Genomic DNA, 18,768 nt, shown 5'->3' with positions numbered 1-18,768 from the left:
ATGGACGTCTAGAGCAGTTCAGAGCCGATGCTGTCAGCATTCGACGTCATGGCTCGTACGACGAATCGGGCCCTGACGGGCACGCCCATTGTGGAGGAGGCACTCGATGGCGGCGATGAAGCCCCGGACCGGCGACGGTCCACTGGAAGCAACCAAGGAGGGGCGCGGCATCGTGATGCGGGTACCACTGGAAGGCGGGGGCCGACTTGTCGTCGAGCTGACCCCGGATGAGGCAGCCGCCCTGGGCGACGAACTCAAGGGCGTCACCAGCTAGCGCTGCACCGCCCTACGACGAGACCTTGCGGTAGATCTCCAGGGTCTGTTCGGCGATCTGTGCCCACGAGAACTCGTCGATGCAGCGCTGCCGGCCCGCGGCGCCGAAGTCGCCGGCCCTGTCCGGATCGGCCACCAGCGCGTTGACGCCTTCGGCGAGGTCGCGTTCGAAGGACGCGGTGTCGTCCGCGTCGTAGTGCACCAGCAGGCCGGTCCGGCCGTCGGCGACCACCTCCGGGATGCCGCCGACATCCGAGGCCACCACGGCGGTCCCGCACGCCATCGCCTCGAGGTTGACGATGCCCAGCGGCTCGTACACCGATGGGCACACGAATGTCGTTGCTGCGGTGAGGATTTCGCGGATCTTGGCGGTCGGCAGCATCTCGCGCACCCAGAACACGCCGGTGCGCGCGCGGGACAACTCGTGCACCGCCGAGGCCACCTCCTCGGCGATCTCGGGGGTGTCCGGGGCGCCCGCGCACAGCACGAGCTGGACCTCCGGGGCGAAGTGGTGGGCCGCCTTCACCAGGTGGGCGACCCCCTTCTGCCGGGTGATGCGGCCGACGAACGCGACGATGGGGCGGCCGGGGTCGACGCCGAGCTCGGCGAGCACCGACTGCCCCGGGTCGGGCTCGGCCGGATACCAGACGTCGGTGTCGATGCCGTTGCGTACGACGTGCACCCGGTCGGGGTCCAGACCCGGGTAGGTCCGGAGCACGTCGTCGCGCATCCCGGAGCTGACCGCGATCACCGCGTCCGCGGCCTCGACGGCCGTCTTCTCCACCCACGACGAGATGCGGTAGCCGCCGCCGAGCTGCTCGGCCTTCCACGGCCGCATCGGCTCCAGCGAGTGCGCGGTCAGCACGTGCGGCACGCCGTAGAGCAGAGCCGCCAGATGCCCGGCCATGCCGGTGTACCAGGTGTGCGAATGCACCACCGTGGCCTGCGAGCTGGTGTTGACCATGTTGAGATCGGCCGACAATGTCGCGAGCGCGGCGTTGGCGCCCGCGAGCGCCGGATCGGGCGCGGCGACGGTCACTCCCGGCCGTGGCGCGCCCATACAGTGCACGTCGACCTCGCACAGGTGCCTCAACTGCGCAACCAGTTCCGTGACATGAACGCCCGCACCGCCGTACACCTCGGGGGGATACTCCCGAGTCATCATCGCCACCCGCATGGTGTGACCGTACCCAGAATCCCGGGCGGCTCGCGTGGCATCACCAATTGTCTTGATGGACAGCCCGAGAACCCGCCAAAGACCGGCAATAGCTGGCCCCTGTCCCAACCGGCCGTTAGGTTGGGTTCATGAGGGAAGCGCCACACGTGCTGGGCATCGTCCTCGCCGGCGGGGAAGGCAAGCGGCTGTACCCGTTGACGGCCGACCGGGCCAAGCCCGCGGTTCCGTTCGGAGGCGCCTACCGGTTGATCGACTTCGTGCTCTCGAATCTCGTGAATGCCCGATTCCTGCGGATCTGCGTTCTGACCCAATACAAGTCGCATTCGCTGGATCGCCACATCTCGCAGAACTGGCGGTTGTCGGGGCTTGCCGGGGAGTACATCACGCCGGTGCCGGCCCAGCAGCGGCTCGGGCCGCGGTGGTACACCGGATCGGCCGACGCGATCTATCAGTCGATGAACCTCATCTACGACGAGGACCCCGACTACATCGTGATCTTCGGTGCCGATCACGTGTACCGGATGGATCCGGAGCAGATGGTCCAGCAGCACATCGAGAGCGGCGCGGGTGCCACGGTCGCCGGAATCCGGGTTCCGCGCGCCGAGGCGAGCGCGTTCGGGTGCATCGATGCCGACGACTCGGGCCGCATCCGCGGGTTCATCGAGAAGCCGGCCGACCCGCCGGGGACACCCGACGACCCCGAGCAGACGTTCGTGTCGATGGGCAACTACATCTTCACCACCAAGGTGCTGATCGACGCGATCCGCGCCGACGCCGAGGACGACGACTCCGACCACGACATGGGTGGGGACATCATCCCGCGGCTGGTGTCCGACGGCATGGCCTCGGTGTACGACTTCAACAACAACGAGGTGCCCGGCGCCACCGAGCGTGACCACGGCTACTGGCGCGACGTCGGCACCCTCGACGCCTTCTACGACGCGCACATGGACCTGGTGTCCGTGCACCCGATCTTCAACCTCTACAACAAGCGGTGGCCCATCCGCGGCAGCTCGGAGAACCTCGCGCCCGCGAAGTTCGTCAACGGCGGATCGGCGCAGGAGTCCGTCGTCGGTGCCGGCAGCATCATTTCGGCTGCGTCGGTACGCAACTCGGTGCTCTCGTCGAACGTCGTCGTCGACGACGGCGCCATCGTCGAGGGCAGCGTGATCATGCCCGGCGCCCGGATCGGCCGCGGTGCGGTGGTGCGGCACGCCATCCTGGACAAGAACGTGGTCGTCGGGCCCGGCGAGATGGTCGGGGTGGATCTCGAGAAGGACCGCGAACGGTTCTCGGTCAGCGCGGGCGGCGTGGTGGCGGTCGGCAAGGGAGTCTGGGTCTGACATCGCGCCCGACAGAGGAGCCGGGCCACCGTCACACCGCACCGTCGTTTTACGACGCCCTGTCCCACCTCGTGCGTGATTCGCTGAGATGCCGGCGAGCTCTCATCTGCTTCGAGGACGGATCCGTCCATGGCGGCACCCCCGACGAGGGTGTCGCCCCCGAACACTGGCCGGCGCCGGGGACGGTGGTGGTGATTCCGGACACCGGGGCGTCGGATCAACCACTGGCCGCGGCGTTCCCCGACGCCGAATTCGTCGCCGCCGTCCCGATCACGCGCGACCGCACGGTCGCCGGCATGCTCTGCGTGACCGATGCGGCCCCACGGCCGCACGACCCAGAATTGGTGGGTCTGCTGACCCGCTTCGGGCACGTGGCCTCGCTGCATCTGCAGCGCGGCGCCGACGCGGACCTTTTCCGCGTGGTGGCGGAGAACTCGGCGGACACCCTGATCCGGGGCAGCCTCGACGGCGTTCGTCGCTATGTGTCGCCCTCGATCCGGACCCTGCTCGGTTACGAGGCCCACGAACTGGTGGGCCTTCGCGCGCGAGACAACGTCCATCCCGACGACCTCGACGAGTTCGCCGCGCAGATGGCCGCACTGGGAGACGGCCGCATCGACACCTTCACCACCGAGCACCGCCAGCGCCACAAGGACGGCTACTGGGTCTGGCTGGAGGCGTTCGTGCAGGTCACCTGCGATGAGGCGACCGGCGAACGAGACGGTTACGTGGTGTCGGTGCGCGACACGTCACGCCGCAAGGAGTTCGAAACGCAGTTGGTGCACAACGCTTTTCATGATGTGCTGACCGGTCTGCCCAATCGTGCGCTGCTGTACGAGCGGCTCGCGCAGGAGATCGACGGGGGTGGCGAATTCGCGGTCCTGTGTCTGGACCTCGACGGGTTCAAAGCGGTCAACGACGAACTCGGCCACGCGGTCGGCGACTCCGTGCTGGTCTCGGTGGGGGAGCGGCTGCTGTCGTGCGTCGATCGGCCCGACATGGTGGCCCGCCGCGGCGGCGACGAGTTCGTGATCATCCACGTTCCCGACCGTGCGGTGTCCGCCTCGGCCGAGGCGCTGGCGCAACGCCTGATCGACGCGGTCGCATCGCCTCTGGCGATCGCGGGATGGTCGGGAACCATCGGCCTGAGCATCGGGATCGCGGTCGTGTCGGGGTCGTCGCGTGACGGGGAGGCCGTGCTGCGCGCCGCCGACGAAGCCATGTATTCGGTGAAGGCCGCGGGCCGCAACGGGTACCGCACCGCCGGGACCGGTGAGGTGCCCGATGGGCGCCGCCGGCCTGTCGGCGACACGTAGTCCGGCCCGGTGACCGCGTCCGTCAGCGAGTGCCGTGCCCCGCCGCGGGTCTGCGCCTGCGGCGCCGGATCAGCCGGAACGCGGCCCAGCCGAGCGCGACGATCGCGACCAGCACCAGGACCGGCAGCAGGATCGCGAGCACCACGAGCACGACGCTGACGATGTCCTCGACCGTACTGAGCACCGGCGCCGCCATGCCGGCCGTGGCGACGTTCGCGGCGGGCCGCACCGTCGATTTGGTCAGCGACACGACCAGCGCCACGACGACGCCGAGGGCGACGGGAATCCACTGTCCGGACTGGGCGAAGGCGCCGGGGTCGGTGACGGCGGCGGTCTGCGCTGCGGTGCCCGAGCCGAACACGATGCCGCCCGCGGTCGGCCGGACGAAGGTCTGGACCGTGTCGTTGACCGTGTCGAGCGCGGGCACCTTGTCGGCCACGACCTCGACCGCGAGCAGCACGGCCACGATCGCCATCACCCACCCGTTCTCCAGCCAGGCCCACCCGGCGGGCAGCGAGACGAGGTCGGTGAACCGGGCGAGCAGCCCCAGCGCCAGCAGCGGGATGTAGGCGTTGAGCCCCGCGGCGGTCGCCAGCCCGAACCCGGTCAGCAGCTCCATGGCATCAGTATGGGCGCCGCGTCACCACACGCCGGGGATCAGCCGATATCGCACCTGACGGGTGTACTCGGCGTACCCGGCAAGGTCGTCGGTCAGCGCCTTCTCCTCGTCGAGGAGGCGGGCCATCAGCACCGGCACTGCCGCGAGCACGGCCGTCAGACCCCACAGCGAGCCCAGCGCCGGGGGAGTGCCGAGCATCATGATCAGGGAAGCGGCGTACATCGGGTGCCGCACGATCCCGTACAGACCGGTCGACACCAGCGGCTGGCCCTCTTCGACGGTGATGCTCGCGCCGGCGTAGTTGTTCTGGACCACCACCAGCTGAGCGCCGAGCAGTCCGACGCCCACCATCACGTCGCCGGAGATCACCAGCCACAGCGGCACCGACGACCAGCCGAAGCGCCAGTCCAGCGCGCTGATCACCATCACCGCGATGCCCGCCAGGAAGGTCGCGGTGATGATGACGCGTTGCACGGGGCGGGTTTCGGCCTTCGGTCCGGCCTTCATCCGGCGGGCCAGCGCGTCGGGGTGGCGGACCGCCAGATAGACGCTGGGCACGAACGTCGACACCGCGAACACCGCGACGAACACCCAGGCCTGCCAGTAGTGGAACGTGCCCGCCGGTAGGAACAGGACCAGCCCGAAGAAACCCAGCCCCAGCACGATCGAGGTCGCGGTCTGCACGGCCAGTTTCACGCGTCCTCCTCAGCGTAGGTCGCGGCGGCGAAAGGCGATGGCGCCCAGCAGGATCAGAGCCGCGTCGAGGGCCAGCAGCCACAGCAGCGGGGCGGGGGTGAAAGCGCCGATGCCGACATGCGGGATGTGGGTGAAGGGTTCGAGGTCGAGCAGCCACTGCGGTGAGCCGGACAGGGAGCCGAGCATGAACACCGCGATGAACGCGACGAGTACACCCCAGCCCACCGGTGTGAAGCGCGGCAGTGCACCGAACAGTGCCACCGTGACGGCGGCGAGCAGCCACACCGCGGGCAGTTGGACGGCCGCCGTGCCGAGCACCCTCGGCAGCGTGCCGCCGATGTCGCCCGCACTGGCCCCGTAGGTGAGCCCGGTGACGAGACCTGCGACCAGCAGGGCCGCGGCGGGGCCGCCCAGCGCGAATGCCAAATGGCTTGTCAACCAACGGGTTCGGCTGACCGCGCCGGCCAGCACCGTCTCGGCGTGTCCGCTGGACTCCTCCTGGTGCAGCCGCAGGGTCAGCGAGATCGCGAACGCCGCGGTGATCATGCCGAGCATGCTGAACGCGACCGCGATGAACGCCTGCTCCATCGCATCGGTGCCGCCCAGGCGTGCGACCACGTCGCGGGCGATCTGGCTGCCGCCGATCTCGTCGCCGATACCGTGCACGATGCTGCCGATGATCGCGCCGTAGAGGCCCAGACCGACGGTCCACACGATCAGCGACCCGCGGTCCAGCCGCCAGGCCAGGCCCAGCACCCCGTGCAGGCGGCGCCCGCCGCGCGGCGGACCCAGGCGCTCGGCGAGCAGTCCCGCGCCGACATCGCGTCGGGACAACAGGACGTAGGCGAGCACGAGAAGGACGGCGGTGAGCGTCACGTGCAGGCCGAGCACCCAGAACCGGTCGCCCGCGTAGGGGCGCACCTGCAGCGACCAGCCCAGCGGCGACAACCACGTCAGCACCTGCGCCCCGGCGCCCGCGTCACCGACCGCCCGCAGCGTGAACGCCACCCCGAGCGCGGCGAACGCGACACCGCGTGAGAACCGCGCGCTCGAGGACACCTGTGCGCTGACCGCAGCCACCGCGGCGAACACCAGCCCCGAACAGGCCAGCGCGGCGCCGAACGCCAGCGACCCGGCCGCCGGGACGTCCTGCGTCAGCAGGCCCGCGGCGCCGATGACGCCCGTCAGCACCGAGGCGCCGCCGGCGAGCAGCAGCGCCGCCGTCAGGCCGGCGTACCGGCCGACCGCGGTCGAGTCGAGGAGCTCGCCGCGGCCGTTCTCCTCGTCGGCGCGCGTGTGGCGGATCACGGTGAGGATGACCGCGACGGCGATCAGCACGTGGAACATGCCGGCCTTCCAGATCCCCACCGCGCCGAGGCTGTCGTTGAAGACCTGACCGTAGAGTGCGCGCTGCGCGGGGCTGGCCATGATCGACGCGGCGAACGTCGCGCGATCAGCCGCCGTCGGATAGACGGCCTGGATGCTGCCGACGTACACCGTCGACAGCGGCACCGACAGCAGCAGCACCCACAGCGGCAGCACCACCCGATCGCGCCGGGCGTAGAGCCGAAGCAGCCCAAGGGTTCCCGTCAGAGCGGTGCCGGGCCGGGGCGCTTCGTGCGCGGGCCGGTGCGGGCGCTCGAGCAGCGTGGTCATGCGGTCACCTGCTCGGGGGTGTCCGACGTGTGGTAGTGCCGCAGGAAGAGTTCCTCCAGCGTGGGCGGCTGACTGATCAGGCTGCGCACCCCCGCGTCGCCGAGGACCCGGATCACCTCGGCCAGGCTGCCGCTGTCGACCTGCGCGCGCACGGTGCGCCCGTCGACGCTGACGTCCTCGACGCCGGGGATGCGGCCGAGATCGACCGCGTCGCCGATCATCTCGGCCTTGATGGAGGTGCGGGACAGATGCCGCATCGAATCCAGCGTGCCGCTCTCCACGGTGCGGCCGGCCCGGATGATGGTGACCCGGTCACAGAGGGCCTCGGTCTCGGCGAGGATGTGGCTGGACAGCAGGACGGTGACGCCGCGATCGCGGGCCTCCCCGACGCACTGCTGGAAAACGTTCTCCATCAACGGATCCAGCCCGCTGCTCGGTTCGTCGAGCAGCAGGAGGCCGGCGTTCGACGAGAACGCCGAGACCAGCGACACCTTCTGCCGGTTTCCCTTCGAGTAGGTGCGCGCCTTCTTGGTGGGGTCGAGGTCGAACCGCTCGATGAGTTCCGCGCGCCGCGTCTCGTCGATGCCGCCCCGCATGCGGGCCAGCAGGTCGATGGTCTCGCCGCCGGTGAGCGTGGGCCACAGCGTCACATCGCCGGGCACGTAGGCGAGTCGGCGATGCAGCGTGACGGCGTCGGTCCACGGGTCGCCGCCGAGCAGACGGACGGTGCCCGCGTCGGCGCGCGCCAGCCCGAGCAGGATGCGGATCGTCGTCGACTTGCCGGCGCCGTTGGGTCCGAGGAAGCCGTGCACCTCGCCCTCGGCGACGGTCAGATCGAGGCCGTCGAGGGCGCGCACGGCGCCGAAGTTCTTGATCAGTCCGCGGATCTCGACGGCGGGGGAGGTGTGGTGATCAGTCACGGTGATCTCCTTGGGTGGGGGTGAACGGAATGCCCTTCTCGCGCTGGGCCAGAAAGGCGTCGTACATCGTCGAGTCGGCCATCAGGCCGTGGGTGTAGAGCTCCAGGGCGGGCAGCACCATGTCCTCGGCGTAATCGCGCAGCACCGCACGCAGGTCCGTCGGGTTCTCGTGCAACTGCAGGTAGAGCAGGAATCCGCCGCCGTTGGCCATCGCGACGAAGCGGGCGCGCGCCTTGGGGTCGACGCTGGGCTTGATGGTGCCGGCCCGCACGCCCTCCTCGATGTACTGCTCGGCGTTGTCGATCATGCTGCGCCACAACATCTTCGCGAGCTCACCGCCGCTGCTCATGCTGCGCACCAGGTACGCCATCATCGGGGCGTAGTCCTCGATCTCGGCCATCTGCGCCAGCCAGGTCGCCGGATCGGAGCTGCGGATCGTCTCCGTCTTGCTCGTCCGCACGGTTTCGGCGACGTAGTCGTCGCAGGCGCGGTGCAGCTTCTCCTTGGATCCGAAGTGGTGGATGACCAGGCCGGGGCTCACCCCGGCGGCCGTCGCGATGGCCCGCACGCTCACCCCGAAGCCTTCGCGGCCGAACAGGTCGATCGCGGCGTCACGGATCCGTGCCACCGCGGTGAGATCGTCCGCTGAACGCATGTTCAACATGCTAAACACGCGTTTAGTCCGCGGTCAAGAGTTCACCGCGGAATAGCGTTCCGGGTTGCGAAAAGGCCGGATCAGCGACCAGGAATGCGCTTCCGCGGTAAAGGGGAAGAGGGGGTCAGTCGCGGGCGGCGGCGAGCAGGCCGTCGCCCAGGGGGATCAGCACCGGGGTCAGCCGCTCGTCCTCGGCGATCAGCCGCGCGGCCTCCCGCACGGCAGCGACTTCGGCGTCGTTGGCCGTGGCGTCGCCGGCCCGGCCGCCCAGCGCGGCGCGGTGCACGACGATGACACCGCCCGGCCGCAGCAGGCGCACGCCCTCGACGACGAACTGCGGCTGGTCGGCCGGATCGGCGTCGATGAACACCAGGTCGTAGGACTCGTCGGCGAGCCGGGTGAGCACCTCCTGCGCACGCCCGCCGATCAGCCGGGTCCGCCCCGGCCCGACGCCGGCTTCGGTGAACGCCTGCTTGGCGATGCGCTGGTGTTCGGGCTCGACGTCGATCGTGGTGAGCACGCCGTCTTCGCGCATCCCCGAGAGCAGCCACAAACCGCTGACACCCGCCCCGGTGCCGACCTCGACCACCGCCTTGGCGCTGGTCAGCTTCGCGAGAACGCACAGGAGGGCGCCGACGGCCGGGGTCACCGCGCCCGCGCCGATGTCGACGGCGCGTTCCCGCGCGGCGGCGACGATCGCGTCCTCGGAGATCGAGTGCTCGGCGTGACGGACGATCGCCTCGGCCGGGCTGGGCCGGGATCCAGAATCGCCGGCGCCGCCTGCGGGCTCGTCGGTGCTCGCCATGCCCGCGAGCGTAGAGCGTCGGCGGCGACGCCGGGACGTCGACACGCCCGTCCCCGGAATTCGCCCGCCGCGGCCCCGACCCGCACCGTTTCCGCAGGTCGAAATTGGGTAGCACTCATTCTCAGGAAATGTTCAGTTTGCTCATATGCCTGGCACACCAGCACGGGAGAACGTGATCGCATGACAGACGGCGCGCACCGCGACCAGATCGGACTGCCCGACGGCGGGAAGAAAGCGTCACTGCGCCGTGTTGACTCCATCGAGCGGTCTCTCGACGACCGCGACTCGCACGACATGGAGGATCCGACGACCACCACTGTGACCGGCCCTACCGCCGCTCCTGTTTCGATGGCACACCTCGAGCAGTTCACCGATGCCGAATGGGTGGAGACGACCGACGAGCTCACCGGCACCGCGGTCTTCGACGCCACCGGTGATCAGGCCGCGATGCCCAGCTGGGACGAGTTGGTGCGTCAGCACGCCGACCGGGTGTACCGGCTGGCCTACCGCCTCTCGGGTAATCAGCACGACGCCGAGGACCTGACGCAGGAGACCTTCATCCGGGTGTTCCGCTCCGTGCAGAACTACCAGCCCGGCACGTTCGAGGGCTGGCTGCACCGCATCACCACCAACCTGTTCCTCGACATGGTCCGCCGCCGCGGCCGCATCCGGATGGAAGCGCTGCCCGAGGACTACGAGCGGGTGCCCGCCGACGAGCCCAATCCGGAGCAGATCTACCACGACTCCCGGCTGGGCCCCGACCTGCAGGCCGCGCTCGACTCCCTTCCCCCGGAGTTCCGCGCCGCCGTGGTGCTGTGCGACATCGAGGGGCTCTCCTACGAGGAGATCGGCGCGACGCTGGGCGTCAAGCTGGGCACCGTGCGCAGCCGCATCCACCGTGGCCGCCAAGCGCTGCGCGACTACCTGGCCCGGCACTCCGACACCGACGTGCGCGACGCGGCCAGATCGGCCTGACGTTCGTCGGCGGGTTCACAGCATGCCGCGCTACATTCGAGGAAGACCCGTCGATACGACATGACCGGAGAGGAGTCAGGTGGTGTTCGATCCCGGACACGCGTTCCGTCGCGCTTTCTCCTGGCTCCCCACCCAGTTCGCCTCGCAGAGTGACGCCCCTGTCGGGCCGCGGCAGTTCGGTTCCACCGAGCATCTGTCCACCGAGGCCGTCGCCGCGTTCGTCGACGGTGAGTTGCGGATGAGCGCGCACCTGCGCGCCGCGCACCACATGTCGATGTGTCCGCAGTGCGCCACCGAGGTCGACGCCCAGCGTCAAGCGCGCGAGGTGCTGCGTGACGCCTGTCCGGTGGCGATGCCGAGTTCACTTCTGGGGCTGTTGTCCCAGATCCCGCAGCACGCACCGATCGAGCACCCGGAACCGGCCGACTCGGCGCAGTGGGCCGACGGCGCGCCGCGCGCCCGTCGCAAGCGTCGGTAGGGTGAGGGCGCGTCGACCGGACATGCGCGTCGGGGAATCGCCGGCACCGTGATCGTGGTGCGTTGGGTACGGAAGGGCACGAATGGTGCACGAAAGGTTGATGTACGGGTGACCAATCTGGACCAGACCGGTCGGGAACGTCTCGAACCGCGCCCCGTGTCGCGTCCGCCGGTTGATCCGGCGGCTCAGCGCGCCTTCGGCAGGCCCGACGGCGTGGACGGCTCGTTCGTCAACAAGGGTCAGGCGCGCGATCAGGGCGAGTACGCCCCCAAGGACCAACCCCCGGACCCGGTGCTGGCCGAGGCCTTCGGTCGGCCGTACCAGGGCGGCGACTCGCTGCAGCGACACCCCACCGACGCGGGAGCGCTCGACTCCGAGCGCGACGGCGCCGGGGACGATGCCGACGATCCGTGGCGTAATCCGGGCGCGCCCGTCGGGCTGGGCACCCCGGCGCTCACCCACAGCGCCCCCGCCGCGGTCAGCGCGCCGGCCGCCAAGTTGGGTGTGCGCGACGTGCTGTTCGGCGGGAAGGTGTCCTACGTCGCGTTGGGCGTGCTGGCCATCGTCGCGCTGGTGATCGGCATCGCCGGCGGCCTGGTGGGCCGCAAGACCGCCGAGGTGGTCGAGGCGTTCACCACGTCGAAGGTGACGTTGGAGACCAGCGACAACGGCGAGCCGCCGCAGGGTCAGTTCGCGAAAGTGGCTGCCGCCGTTGCCGATTCGGTGGTGACTGTGGAGGCGACCAGCGACACCGAGGGAGCCCAGGGCTCCGGGGTCATCGTCGACGGCCGCGGCTACATCGTGACCAACAATCACGTCATCTCCGAGGCGGCCACCAACCCGAGCAAGTTCAAGATGTCGGTCGTCTTCAACGACGGCAAAGAGGTCCCCGCCAACCTGGTCGGCCGTGACCCGAAGACCGACCTGGCGGTGCTCAAGGTCGACAACGTCGACAACCTCGTCGTTGCCCGGCTCGGGGACTCCGAGAAGCTGCGCGTCGGCGAAGAGGTGATCGCCGCCGGTGCCCCGCTGGGCCTGCGCAGCACGGTCACCCACGGCATCATCAGCGCGCTGCACCGACCCGTGCCGCTGTCCGGCGACGGTTCGGACACCGACACCGTCATCGACGGCGTGCAGACCGACGCGTCGATCAACCACGGCAACTCCGGCGGCCCGCTGATCAATATGAACTCTGAGGTCATCGGCATCAACACCGCGGGCAAGTCGCTGTCGGACAGCGCCAGCGGGCTCGGGTTCGCGATCCCGGTCAACGAGGTCAAGCAGGTCGTGGAGACGCTGATCCAAAGCGGCAAGATGGCGCACCCCACCCTGGGTCTGACCGCGCGCTCGGTGAGCAACGACGTGTCCAAGGGCGCCCAGATCGCCAATGTGACGGCGGGCGGTCCCGCCGAGCGGGCCGGCATCCTGGAGAACGACGTCGTCGTCAAGATCGGCAACCGCGAGGTCGCCGACGCCGACGAGATGGTCGTCGCCGTCCGTCAGCTCAAGATCGGCGAACCCGCCCCGGTCGAGGTCGTTCGCGACGGCCGTCGCGTCACCTTGACGGTGACCCCCGGCGCCGACAACAGCACGTAGGCCATGTTCGCCAACGTCGGCTGGGGCGAGATGCTGGTCCTGGTGATCGCCGGGCTGGTGATCCTCGGACCTGAGCGGCTGCCCGGCGCGATCCGCTGGACCTCCGGTGCGGTGCGCCAGGCGCGCGACTACATCTCCGGTGCCACCAGCCAGCTGCGCCAGGATCTGGGCCCGGAATTCGACGATCTACGCGAACCACTGTCGGAGCTGCAGAAGCTGCGGGGCATGACGCCGCGCGCGGCGCTGACCAAGCATCTGCTCGACGGGGACGACTCGATATTCACCGGCCGCTTCGACACGCCGAGCACGCCGGAGAAGCCGCAGACGCCACCGGAGAAACCGCAGTCGGGGCCCGGTCCGGTCGACAACTCGGGGCCGACGCGATTCGACCCGGACGCCACCTAGCGCTAGCGGCCGGCGGGGTCCAGGCCCAGCGACATGCCGGCCAGCCCGCGTTTGCGGCTGGACAGCGAGTCCGCGACCTTGCGCAGTTCGACACCTGCCGGCGAGTCGGGGGCGCTGAGCACCAGCGGCACCCCGGTGTCCCCGGCGGCCACCAGCGCCGGATCCAGCGGCACCTGGCCCAGCAGAGGAACGTCGGCGCCGACGGAGCGCGACAGGCTCTCGGCGACCTGGCGGCCACCGCCCTCGCCGAACAGCTGCATCACCGACCCGTCCGGCATCAGCAGCCCGGACATGTTCTCGACGACGCCGGCGATGCGCTGACGGGTCTGCAGCGCGATTGCACCCGCCCGCTCGGCGACCTCGGCCGCCGCGAGCTGGGGAGTGGTGACCACCAGGATCTCCGCGCCGGGGATCAGCTGCGCCACCGAGATCGCGATGTCGCCGGTGCCCGGCGGCAGGTCCAGCAACAGCACGTCGAGGTCGCCCCAGTACACGTCGGCGAGGAACTGTTGCAGCGCGCGGTGCAGCATCGGGCCGCGCCACACCACCGGGGTGTTGCCCTGGGTGAACATCGCGATCGAGATCACCCGCACGTCGTGGGCGACCGGCGGCAGGATCATCGAATCGACCTGGGTGGGCCGGTCGGTGGTGCCCATCATGCGGGGCACCGAGTGGCCGTAGATGTCGGCGTCGAGCAGGCCCACCGAGAGGCCGCGGGCGGCCATCGCGGCGGCCAGGTTCACCGTGACGCTGGACTTGCCGACCCCGCCCTTGCCGGAGGCCACCGCGTACACGCGGGTCAGCGAGCCGGGCTGGGCGAACGGGATCACCGGTTCGCGCGAGTCGCCGCGTAGCAGCGTGCGAAGTTCGGCGCGCTGTTCGTCGTTCATCACGTCGAGCGTGACCCGCACCGCGCCGGTGCCGGGCACGTCGCTGGCGGCCCGGGTGACGCGCTCGGAGATCTCGGTCTTCTTCGGGCACGCCGAGGTGGTCAGGTAGATCTCGACGTGCACGGATCCGTCGTCGTCGACGGTGACGTTCTTGACCATGCCGACCTCGGTGATGGGGCGCCGCAGTTCGGGGTCGATCACCTTGGTCAGCGACGCGCGCACAGCCGCGGTCAGGTCAGCAGTATTCGCAGGCATCACCCGCGAGTGTAGGCCGCAGTCGACGGTCCTCCGGCGGCGGCCGAGAGCTCAGGCGGCCGGGCCGGGCGCCGGACCCAGCGCGGGAGGCAGTACGGGGCCGGGGGCCACCGGGTCGGCCGGCATGGGCGGCGCCCACGGCGCGACCGGTGGGGCGGCGGGAGCCGGGAGAACGGGCGCCGCGGCGGGAGCAGGGGTGTTGGTGATGCAGAACACCGCGCACTCGGGCTGCTGCTGGGCCGGCGGGGGCGTCACCCACGGCGGCACCCAGGCCGGCGGCGGGGGCGCCACGGGTTGCGGCGCGGCCTGCGGGGCCGGCGCGGGACCGGGCAGCGGGCCGAGTGACTGCCCGGGCGCGAAGCCGGGCACGTTGGTGCTGATCAGGCTGGCGACGTCGGTGCGCTGCCCGAGTTGGAGCAGGGCCAGCGGATCGTTGGCGGGCAGGCCGGCGGCGTTGAGCGGCAGGCCGGGCCCGAGCCCTTCGGGTCGGTCGAGGTGGCTGTCCCCGAGGGCGGGCACCTCACCGGTGATCGGCGGCAGGTCGACGGGCACCACGCCGGTGGCGTACGACGCGGCCCAGGCCAGCACGTTGCGGGCGTAGGCCATCGAGTTGTTGTAGCGCAGAATCGCGCTCAGGACATCGGTCTGGCTGCGCAGGTTCAGGCCGCCGCTGCACAGGTATCGGGCGGCGGCCAGCGACGCGTCGAAGACGTTCTGCACGTCGGCTTTGCCGTCGCCGTCCCCGTCGGCGGCGTACCGCGACCAGGTGCCGGGCAGGAACTGCATGGGTCCCAGCGCCCTGGCGTACACGACGCGATCGGCGTTGCGGCTCTGCACGATGACCTCGTTACCGGGCAGGGTGCCGTCGAGGCTGGGGCCGTAGATCGGCCGCACCGCGGTGCCCCGCGCATCGGTGGCGCCGCCGTTGGCGTGCATCGACTCGATGCGGCCGATGCCGGCCAGCAGATTCCAGCTCACGCCGCAGCCGGGCGCGGCCGAGGCCATCTTTGTTTCGGCGTTCCGGTAGGCCGCCAGTGCCATCGACGGGATACGCAGCGTGCCAGGCGAATTCACGACGACCGCGGGTGGGGGAGCAGACACCGTGGCCGCGGCGATGCGCATCGGGGTCGGGGTCTTGGCCACCGCCACCACCGACACGCCGGATTCGCCGGGCGATGGCGCAACGGCCGCCAGCGGCATCACCGCCGCATCGCGGGTCGGGGCGTTGGTCGACGGCGCGGAGGCGCCGACGGCGCCGGCGAGCACCAGGGGGGTCAACACTGCGGCAACGCCGAAAGCCGGCATCCGGACGATGCGTCCGGCACGACTCCTCGCTGCTCCGAGGGCCGCTCCTCCCCCTATGTGCACTCAACCGTCCTAGCTGTGAGATCGCCTGTGAACCCCGTCACCATACCTATTCGGCTACGACCGTGTAACAGCATTGGCCACAGCTGTCTCATCCGGATTTCCGGGACCGCCGCTCAGCGTCGGGTTTGCTCGATTCGCCGTCGCCCGCGGCATCGTCGGGACGGAGCTCAAAGATCATCTCGCGGATCTCCTCGAGCTCGCGGCGCAGGTAGTCACGGGTGGCCACCTCGCCGACCGCGAGCCGCAGCGCCGCGAGTTCGCGGGCCAGGTACTCGGTGTCGGCCTTGGTCTGCTCGGCGCGCCGGCGGTCCTCTTCGAGCGACACCCGGTCCCGGTTCTCCTGCCGGTTCTGCGCCAACAGGATCAGCGGTGCGGCGTAGGCCGCCTGGGTGGAGAACGCCAGGTTCAGCAGGATGAACGGATAGGGGTCCCACTGCCAGGCGAAGGCGCCGATGTTCAGGAACACCCAGACGATGACGAAGATCGTCTGGATGGCCAGGTAGCGCCCGGTGCCGAGGAAGCGCGCGATCCGCTCGCTGACCCGGCCGACCGCCTCGACGTCCAGCCGCGGCGCGAACGAGCGGGAGCTCTTGGGCGTGTCGAGGCGCTGCCGAGCTGACAGGTCGCTCATGTCGTCCTCTCGGCGGTCACGATCTCGGGTTCGGCTTCGCGTTCCCGCCAGTCGTCGGGCAGCAGGTGGTCGAGGACGTCGTCGACGGAGACCGCGCCGAGCAGGTGGCTCTCCTCGTCGACGACCGGGCCGCACACCAGGTTGTAGGCGGCGAAGTATCGGCTCAGCGCGCCCAGCGAATCCTCCGGCCGCAGGCTGGGCAGGTCCTTGTCGACCATGCCGCTGACGAGCGCGGCCGGGGGTTCGCGCAGCAGCCGCTGCAGGTGCACGCAGCCCAGATAGCGTCCCGTCGGTGTCGCCGTCGGCGGCCGGACCACGAACACCAGCGACGCCAGCGCCGGCGTCAGATCCGGATCACGCACGCGCGCAAGGGCTTCGGCAACCGTGGTGTCGGGTGCGAGCACCACCGGCTCCGAGGTCATCAGACCGCCGGCGGTGTTCGGTGAGTGGCTGAGCAGGCGCCGGACGTCCTCGGAGTCCTCCGGGTCCATCCGGCGCAGAAGCTGCTCGGCGTCGGCCGGGGTCATCGTTCCCAGCAGGTCGGCGGCGTCGTCGGGGTCCATCGCCTCGAGCACGTCGGCGGCGCGCTCGGTCTTGAGCTGCCGCAGCAGCGCGACCTGTTCGTCTTCGGGGAGCTCCTGCAGCACGTCGGCGAGTCGTTCGTCGTCGAGCGCGTTGACCACTTCGTTGCGCCGCTTGGCGGGCAGTTCGCGGATCGCGTCGGCCACCTCGATGGGGCGCTGACCCTCGAACTGCTCGAGCAGCTGAGCCACGCCCTGGTCGGGCATCGCCAGCCCCGAGGGCGTCAGGCCTTGGACGTGCTGCCAGTCCACGGTGTGGACGTTGCTGCGCCGGCCCAGCCGCCGCTGTGGACGGACGGCGACCCTGGTGACCACCCAGTCGCGCGTGCGGGTCTGCTCGATGCCCAGATCCACCACCACGACGTCGATCCCGGCCAGCTCGGTCAGGTCGGGATCGTCGACGCGCACCCGGGTTTCGAGTACCTGGCCCAGCACCAGCACCTCGCCGGGGCGCTGGGAGAAGCGGCGCAGCGACACACTTCCGGTGGACAGTGTGACCGCCCCCGGCTCGATCGCCGTCACGCGCAGGATCGGCACGAAAATTCGCTTGCGCGTGAGCAATTCGATGACCAGGCCGAGAACACGAGGTTGTTGCCGGACCAGGCTGATACTGATCACCACGTCACGCACGCGGCCGATCGATTCGCCGTCGGGACCCAGCACCACCATTCCCGCGAGCCGGGCCGCATAGACCCTGTTGACCGACGCCATGGTTGTCAGAGTAGAGAGTGTGGTTGTGGAAAACCGGTATCGACCCCGTCGAACGTGCCTGTCAGTGCCGGGCAGCAGCGCGAAGATGATCGAGAAGGCCAAGACGCTGCCCGCCGACGAGGTGTTCCTCGACCTCGAGGACGCGGTGGCCGCCGACGCCAAAGCCCAAGCGCGCGAGCAGGTCGCGGCCGCGCTGGCGGCACCGGGATGGGCGGGACAGCTGCGCGGTGTGCGCGTCAACGACTGGACCACGCCGTGGACCCATACCGATGTGATCGACGTGATCGGCCGGGCGGGAGCGTCGGTCGACATCGTCGTGCTGCCGAAGGTGACCGACGTCTCACATGTGCATGCGCTGGATCTGCTGCTCGGTCAGGTGGAGGCCGCGCACGGTCTGCCGGTCGGACGCATCGGCATCGAAGCCCAGATCGAGGACGCCCGCGGGCTGACGAACGTCGACGCGATCGCCGCCGCCCCGCGCGTGCAGGCGCTGGTGCTCGGTCCCGCCGACCTGATGGCCAGCCTGAACATGCGCACGCTGGAGGTGGGGGAGCAACCCGAGGGGTACGACGTCGGCGACGCCTACCACCATGTGCTGATGCGGATCCTGATCGCGGCGCGCGCCAACGGGATCAACGCGATCGACGGGCCGTATCTGAAGGTGCGCGACGTCGAGGCCTTCCGCCGGGTGGCCGGTCGGGCCGCGGCGCTGGGTTTCGACGGCAAGTGGGTGCTGCACCCCGACCAGATCGCGGCGGGCAACGAGATCTTCAGCCCCCGCCAGGAAGCCTACGACCACGCCGAGCTGATCCTCGAGGCCTACGAGTGGCACACCTCCCGGGCGGGCGGGGCCCGGGGTGCGGTGATGCTGGGCGACGAGATGATCGACGAGGCCAGCCGCAAGATGGCGCTCGTCATCGCCGGCAAGGGCCGAGCGGCCGGTATGCGCCGCCTGGGCGAGCGGTTCGTCCCCCCGAGTGGCTAGGGCGCCCACTGCCAGTTGCCGGCGTACAGCACCGTCGTGAGCGCGACATAGAGGACGCCGACGATGATCAGCAGCGTGCTGATCACCACGGCGGCCACGGCCAGCCCGAAGCCCTTCTGGCCGGTGCGCCGGGTCTCGCGCATCGCGATCACGCCGAGCACCAATCCCACGATCGAGGGCAGCCCGCAGCAGATCAGACCGCCCAGCGCCGTCGCCAGCGCGGCGATCGCCTTGCCGTTGGTGCCCGGCGGCCGCGCCGGATACCCCGGATACGACGGATAGGCCGGGTACGACGAATAGTCCGAGTACGACGGATAGGCCGGGTACGGCACGGCGCCGTAGCCGGGCGGTGCACCCGGATACACCGGCGGCGGCAACCCGGCGTCGTCGTAGGGTTGCTCGGGGCCGCTCGTGGTCATCGGTGCAACTTCGG

Annotated in this window: 20 protein-coding genes; 8 read left to right on the top strand and 12 right to left on the bottom strand. The window is 70.2% G+C overall.

The features are described from left to right. Positions 1-106: 106 nt before the first annotated feature. On the top strand, positions 107-274 hold the full coding sequence (locus MCHUDSM44219_RS28865; protein ID WP_003406247.1) for a DUF3117 domain-containing protein: 168 nt from the start codon (positions 107-109) through the stop codon (positions 272-274). Between the two features lie 12 nt (positions 275-286). Here MCHUDSM44219_RS28865 and glgA read toward each other — a convergent pair whose 3' ends face one another. Then, positions 287-1,450 (bottom strand): glycogen synthase, encoded by a 1,164-nt coding sequence (gene glgA, locus MCHUDSM44219_RS11725; RefSeq protein ID WP_109777707.1) that lies wholly within the window; start codon positions 1,448-1,450, stop codon positions 287-289. Between the two features lie 128 nt (positions 1,451-1,578). Here glgA and glgC point away from each other — a divergent pair, with 128 nt between their 5' ends. Together glgC and MCHUDSM44219_RS11715 are read left to right on the top strand one after the other, a co-directional pair. After that, positions 1,579-2,793 (top strand): glucose-1-phosphate adenylyltransferase, encoded by a 1,215-nt coding sequence (gene glgC, locus MCHUDSM44219_RS11720; protein WP_048418405.1) that lies wholly within the window; start codon positions 1,579-1,581, stop codon positions 2,791-2,793. A gap of 71 nt (positions 2,794-2,864) precedes the next feature. Further along, positions 2,865-4,109, top strand: a complete 1,245-nt coding sequence (locus MCHUDSM44219_RS11715; protein ID WP_112744740.1) for a sensor domain-containing diguanylate cyclase — start codon at positions 2,865-2,867, stop codon at positions 4,107-4,109. A gap of 22 nt (positions 4,110-4,131) precedes the next feature. Here the strand turns inward: MCHUDSM44219_RS11715 and MCHUDSM44219_RS11710 are convergent, their stop codons facing one another. From MCHUDSM44219_RS11710 to MCHUDSM44219_RS11685, 6 genes are all read right to left on the bottom strand, one after another. Beyond that, a complete protein-coding gene (locus tag MCHUDSM44219_RS11710; protein WP_048418404.1) occupies positions 4,132-4,728 on the bottom strand; it encodes a DUF4126 domain-containing protein in 597 nt (198 codons plus the stop codon). Positions 4,729-4,749: 21 nt separating this feature from the next. After that, complete coding sequence (locus tag MCHUDSM44219_RS11705) at positions 4,750-5,424, bottom strand: methyltransferase family protein (RefSeq protein WP_048418403.1); 675 nt, start codon at positions 5,422-5,424, stop codon at positions 4,750-4,752. Between the two features lie 9 nt (positions 5,425-5,433). After that, entirely contained in the window at positions 5,434-7,080 is a 1,647-nt protein-coding gene (locus MCHUDSM44219_RS11700) for an ABC transporter permease (RefSeq protein ID WP_172506373.1), read from the bottom strand. Beyond that, positions 7,077-8,000, bottom strand: coding sequence for an ABC transporter ATP-binding protein (locus MCHUDSM44219_RS11695; RefSeq protein WP_048418402.1), 924 nt, complete (start codon positions 7,998-8,000; stop codon positions 7,077-7,079). Before MCHUDSM44219_RS11695 ends, MCHUDSM44219_RS11700 begins: the two co-directional genes overlap by 4 nt. Continuing rightward, entirely contained in the window at positions 7,993-8,655 is a 663-nt protein-coding gene (locus tag MCHUDSM44219_RS11690) for a TetR/AcrR family transcriptional regulator (protein WP_048418401.1), read from the bottom strand. The genes MCHUDSM44219_RS11695 and MCHUDSM44219_RS11690 overlap by 8 nt, the downstream gene beginning before the upstream one ends. A 124-nt stretch (positions 8,656-8,779) precedes the next feature. Further along, positions 8,780-9,460, bottom strand: a complete 681-nt coding sequence (locus tag MCHUDSM44219_RS11685; RefSeq protein WP_048418400.1) for an O-methyltransferase — start codon at positions 9,458-9,460, stop codon at positions 8,780-8,782. A 180-nt stretch (positions 9,461-9,640) separates the two neighbouring features. Here MCHUDSM44219_RS11685 and sigE point away from each other — a divergent pair, with 180 nt between their 5' ends. From sigE to tatB, 4 genes are all read left to right on the top strand, one after another. Next, the gene (sigE, locus tag MCHUDSM44219_RS11680) at positions 9,641-10,435 is read left to right on the top strand and encodes an RNA polymerase sigma factor SigE (RefSeq protein WP_082162154.1); all 795 of its coding nucleotides are present in this window, start codon (positions 9,641-9,643) and stop codon (positions 10,433-10,435) included. Positions 10,436-10,517: 82 nt separating this feature from the next. Then, entirely contained in the window at positions 10,518-10,913 is a 396-nt protein-coding gene (gene rseA, locus MCHUDSM44219_RS11675; RefSeq protein WP_048418459.1) for an anti-sigma E factor RseA, read from the top strand. 108 nt (positions 10,914-11,021) lie between these two features. Further along, positions 11,022-12,509 carry a serine protease HtrA gene (gene htrA / locus MCHUDSM44219_RS11670; protein ID WP_048418399.1) on the top strand — a complete coding sequence of 496 codons (1,488 nt, stop codon included), beginning with the start codon at positions 11,022-11,024 and terminating at the stop codon, positions 12,507-12,509. A gap of 3 nt (positions 12,510-12,512) precedes the next feature. Continuing rightward, positions 12,513-12,914 carry a Sec-independent protein translocase protein TatB gene (gene tatB / locus MCHUDSM44219_RS11665; protein ID WP_048418398.1) on the top strand — a complete coding sequence of 134 codons (402 nt, stop codon included), beginning with the start codon at positions 12,513-12,515 and terminating at the stop codon, positions 12,912-12,914. A 2-nt stretch (positions 12,915-12,916) separates the two neighbouring features. Here tatB and MCHUDSM44219_RS11660 read toward each other — a convergent pair whose 3' ends face one another. From MCHUDSM44219_RS11660 to MCHUDSM44219_RS11645, 4 genes are all read right to left on the bottom strand, one after another. Continuing rightward, positions 12,917-14,059 (bottom strand): Mrp/NBP35 family ATP-binding protein, encoded by a 1,143-nt coding sequence (locus MCHUDSM44219_RS11660; RefSeq protein WP_048418397.1) that lies wholly within the window; start codon positions 14,057-14,059, stop codon positions 12,917-12,919. Between the two features lie 51 nt (positions 14,060-14,110). Continuing rightward, on the bottom strand, positions 14,111-15,427 hold the full coding sequence (locus MCHUDSM44219_RS11655) for a lytic transglycosylase domain-containing protein (RefSeq protein ID WP_082162153.1): 1,317 nt from the start codon (positions 15,425-15,427) through the stop codon (positions 14,111-14,113). An 88-nt stretch (positions 15,428-15,515) separates the two neighbouring features. Further along, positions 15,516-16,058: a DUF1003 domain-containing protein gene (locus MCHUDSM44219_RS11650; RefSeq protein ID WP_048418395.1), complete on the bottom strand. Its 543-nt coding sequence runs from the start codon at positions 16,056-16,058 to the stop codon at positions 15,516-15,518. Further along, positions 16,055-17,350: a magnesium transporter MgtE N-terminal domain-containing protein gene (locus MCHUDSM44219_RS11645; RefSeq protein WP_048418394.1), complete on the bottom strand. Its 1,296-nt coding sequence runs from the start codon at positions 17,348-17,350 to the stop codon at positions 16,055-16,057. Before MCHUDSM44219_RS11645 ends, MCHUDSM44219_RS11650 begins: the two co-directional genes overlap by 4 nt. A gap of 25 nt (positions 17,351-17,375) precedes the next feature. Here MCHUDSM44219_RS11645 and MCHUDSM44219_RS11640 point away from each other — a divergent pair, with 25 nt between their 5' ends. Next, positions 17,376-18,335, top strand: coding sequence for an HpcH/HpaI aldolase/citrate lyase family protein (locus MCHUDSM44219_RS11640; RefSeq protein WP_048418393.1), 960 nt, complete (start codon positions 17,376-17,378; stop codon positions 18,333-18,335). Here the strand turns inward: MCHUDSM44219_RS11640 and MCHUDSM44219_RS11635 are convergent. Continuing rightward, positions 18,332-18,754, bottom strand: coding sequence for a DUF4190 domain-containing protein (locus MCHUDSM44219_RS11635; RefSeq protein ID WP_048418392.1), 423 nt, complete (start codon positions 18,752-18,754; stop codon positions 18,332-18,334). The two genes, MCHUDSM44219_RS11640 and MCHUDSM44219_RS11635, sit on opposite strands and share 4 nt — an antisense overlap. Positions 18,755-18,768: the final 14 nt, after the last annotated feature.

Source organism: Mycolicibacterium chubuense (genome assembly GCF_001044255.1).
Lineage (GTDB): Bacteria > Actinomycetota > Actinomycetes > Mycobacteriales > Mycobacteriaceae > Mycobacterium > Mycobacterium chubuense.
This window is presented reverse-complemented; position numbering and strand designations above follow the sequence as displayed.

Excerpts from the sequence above, each read along its gene's own strand:
- tatB (WP_048418398.1), top strand. The coding sequence starts at position 12,513 with ATGTTCGCCAACGTCGGCTGGGGCGAGATGCTGGTCCTGGTGATCGCC.
- MCHUDSM44219_RS11635 (WP_048418392.1), bottom strand. The coding sequence starts at position 18,754 with ATGACCACGAGCGGCCCCGAGCAACCCTACGACGACGCCGGGTTGCCG.
- MCHUDSM44219_RS11685 (WP_048418400.1), bottom strand. The coding sequence starts at position 9,460 with ATGGCGAGCACCGACGAGCCCGCAGGCGGCGCCGGCGATTCTGGATCC.
- MCHUDSM44219_RS11650 (WP_048418395.1), bottom strand. The coding sequence starts at position 16,058 with ATGAGCGACCTGTCAGCTCGGCAGCGCCTCGACACGCCCAAGAGCTCC.
- MCHUDSM44219_RS28865 (WP_003406247.1), top strand. The coding sequence starts at position 107 with ATGGCGGCGATGAAGCCCCGGACCGGCGACGGTCCACTGGAAGCAACC.
- MCHUDSM44219_RS11645 (WP_048418394.1), bottom strand. The coding sequence starts at position 17,350 with ATGGCGTCGGTCAACAGGGTCTATGCGGCCCGGCTCGCGGGAATGGTG.
- glgA (WP_109777707.1), bottom strand. The coding sequence starts at position 1,450 with ATGCGGGTGGCGATGATGACTCGGGAGTATCCCCCCGAGGTGTACGGC.
- MCHUDSM44219_RS11690 (WP_048418401.1), bottom strand. The coding sequence starts at position 8,655 with ATGCGTTCAGCGGACGATCTCACCGCGGTGGCACGGATCCGTGACGCC.
- MCHUDSM44219_RS11710 (WP_048418404.1), bottom strand. The coding sequence starts at position 4,728 with ATGGAGCTGCTGACCGGGTTCGGGCTGGCGACCGCCGCGGGGCTCAAC.
- MCHUDSM44219_RS11700 (WP_172506373.1), bottom strand. The coding sequence starts at position 7,080 with ATGACCACGCTGCTCGAGCGCCCGCACCGGCCCGCGCACGAAGCGCCC.
- sigE (WP_082162154.1), top strand. The coding sequence starts at position 9,641 with ATGACAGACGGCGCGCACCGCGACCAGATCGGACTGCCCGACGGCGGG.
- glgC (WP_048418405.1), top strand. The coding sequence starts at position 1,579 with ATGAGGGAAGCGCCACACGTGCTGGGCATCGTCCTCGCCGGCGGGGAA.
- MCHUDSM44219_RS11660 (WP_048418397.1), bottom strand. The coding sequence starts at position 14,059 with ATGCCTGCGAATACTGCTGACCTGACCGCGGCTGTGCGCGCGTCGCTG.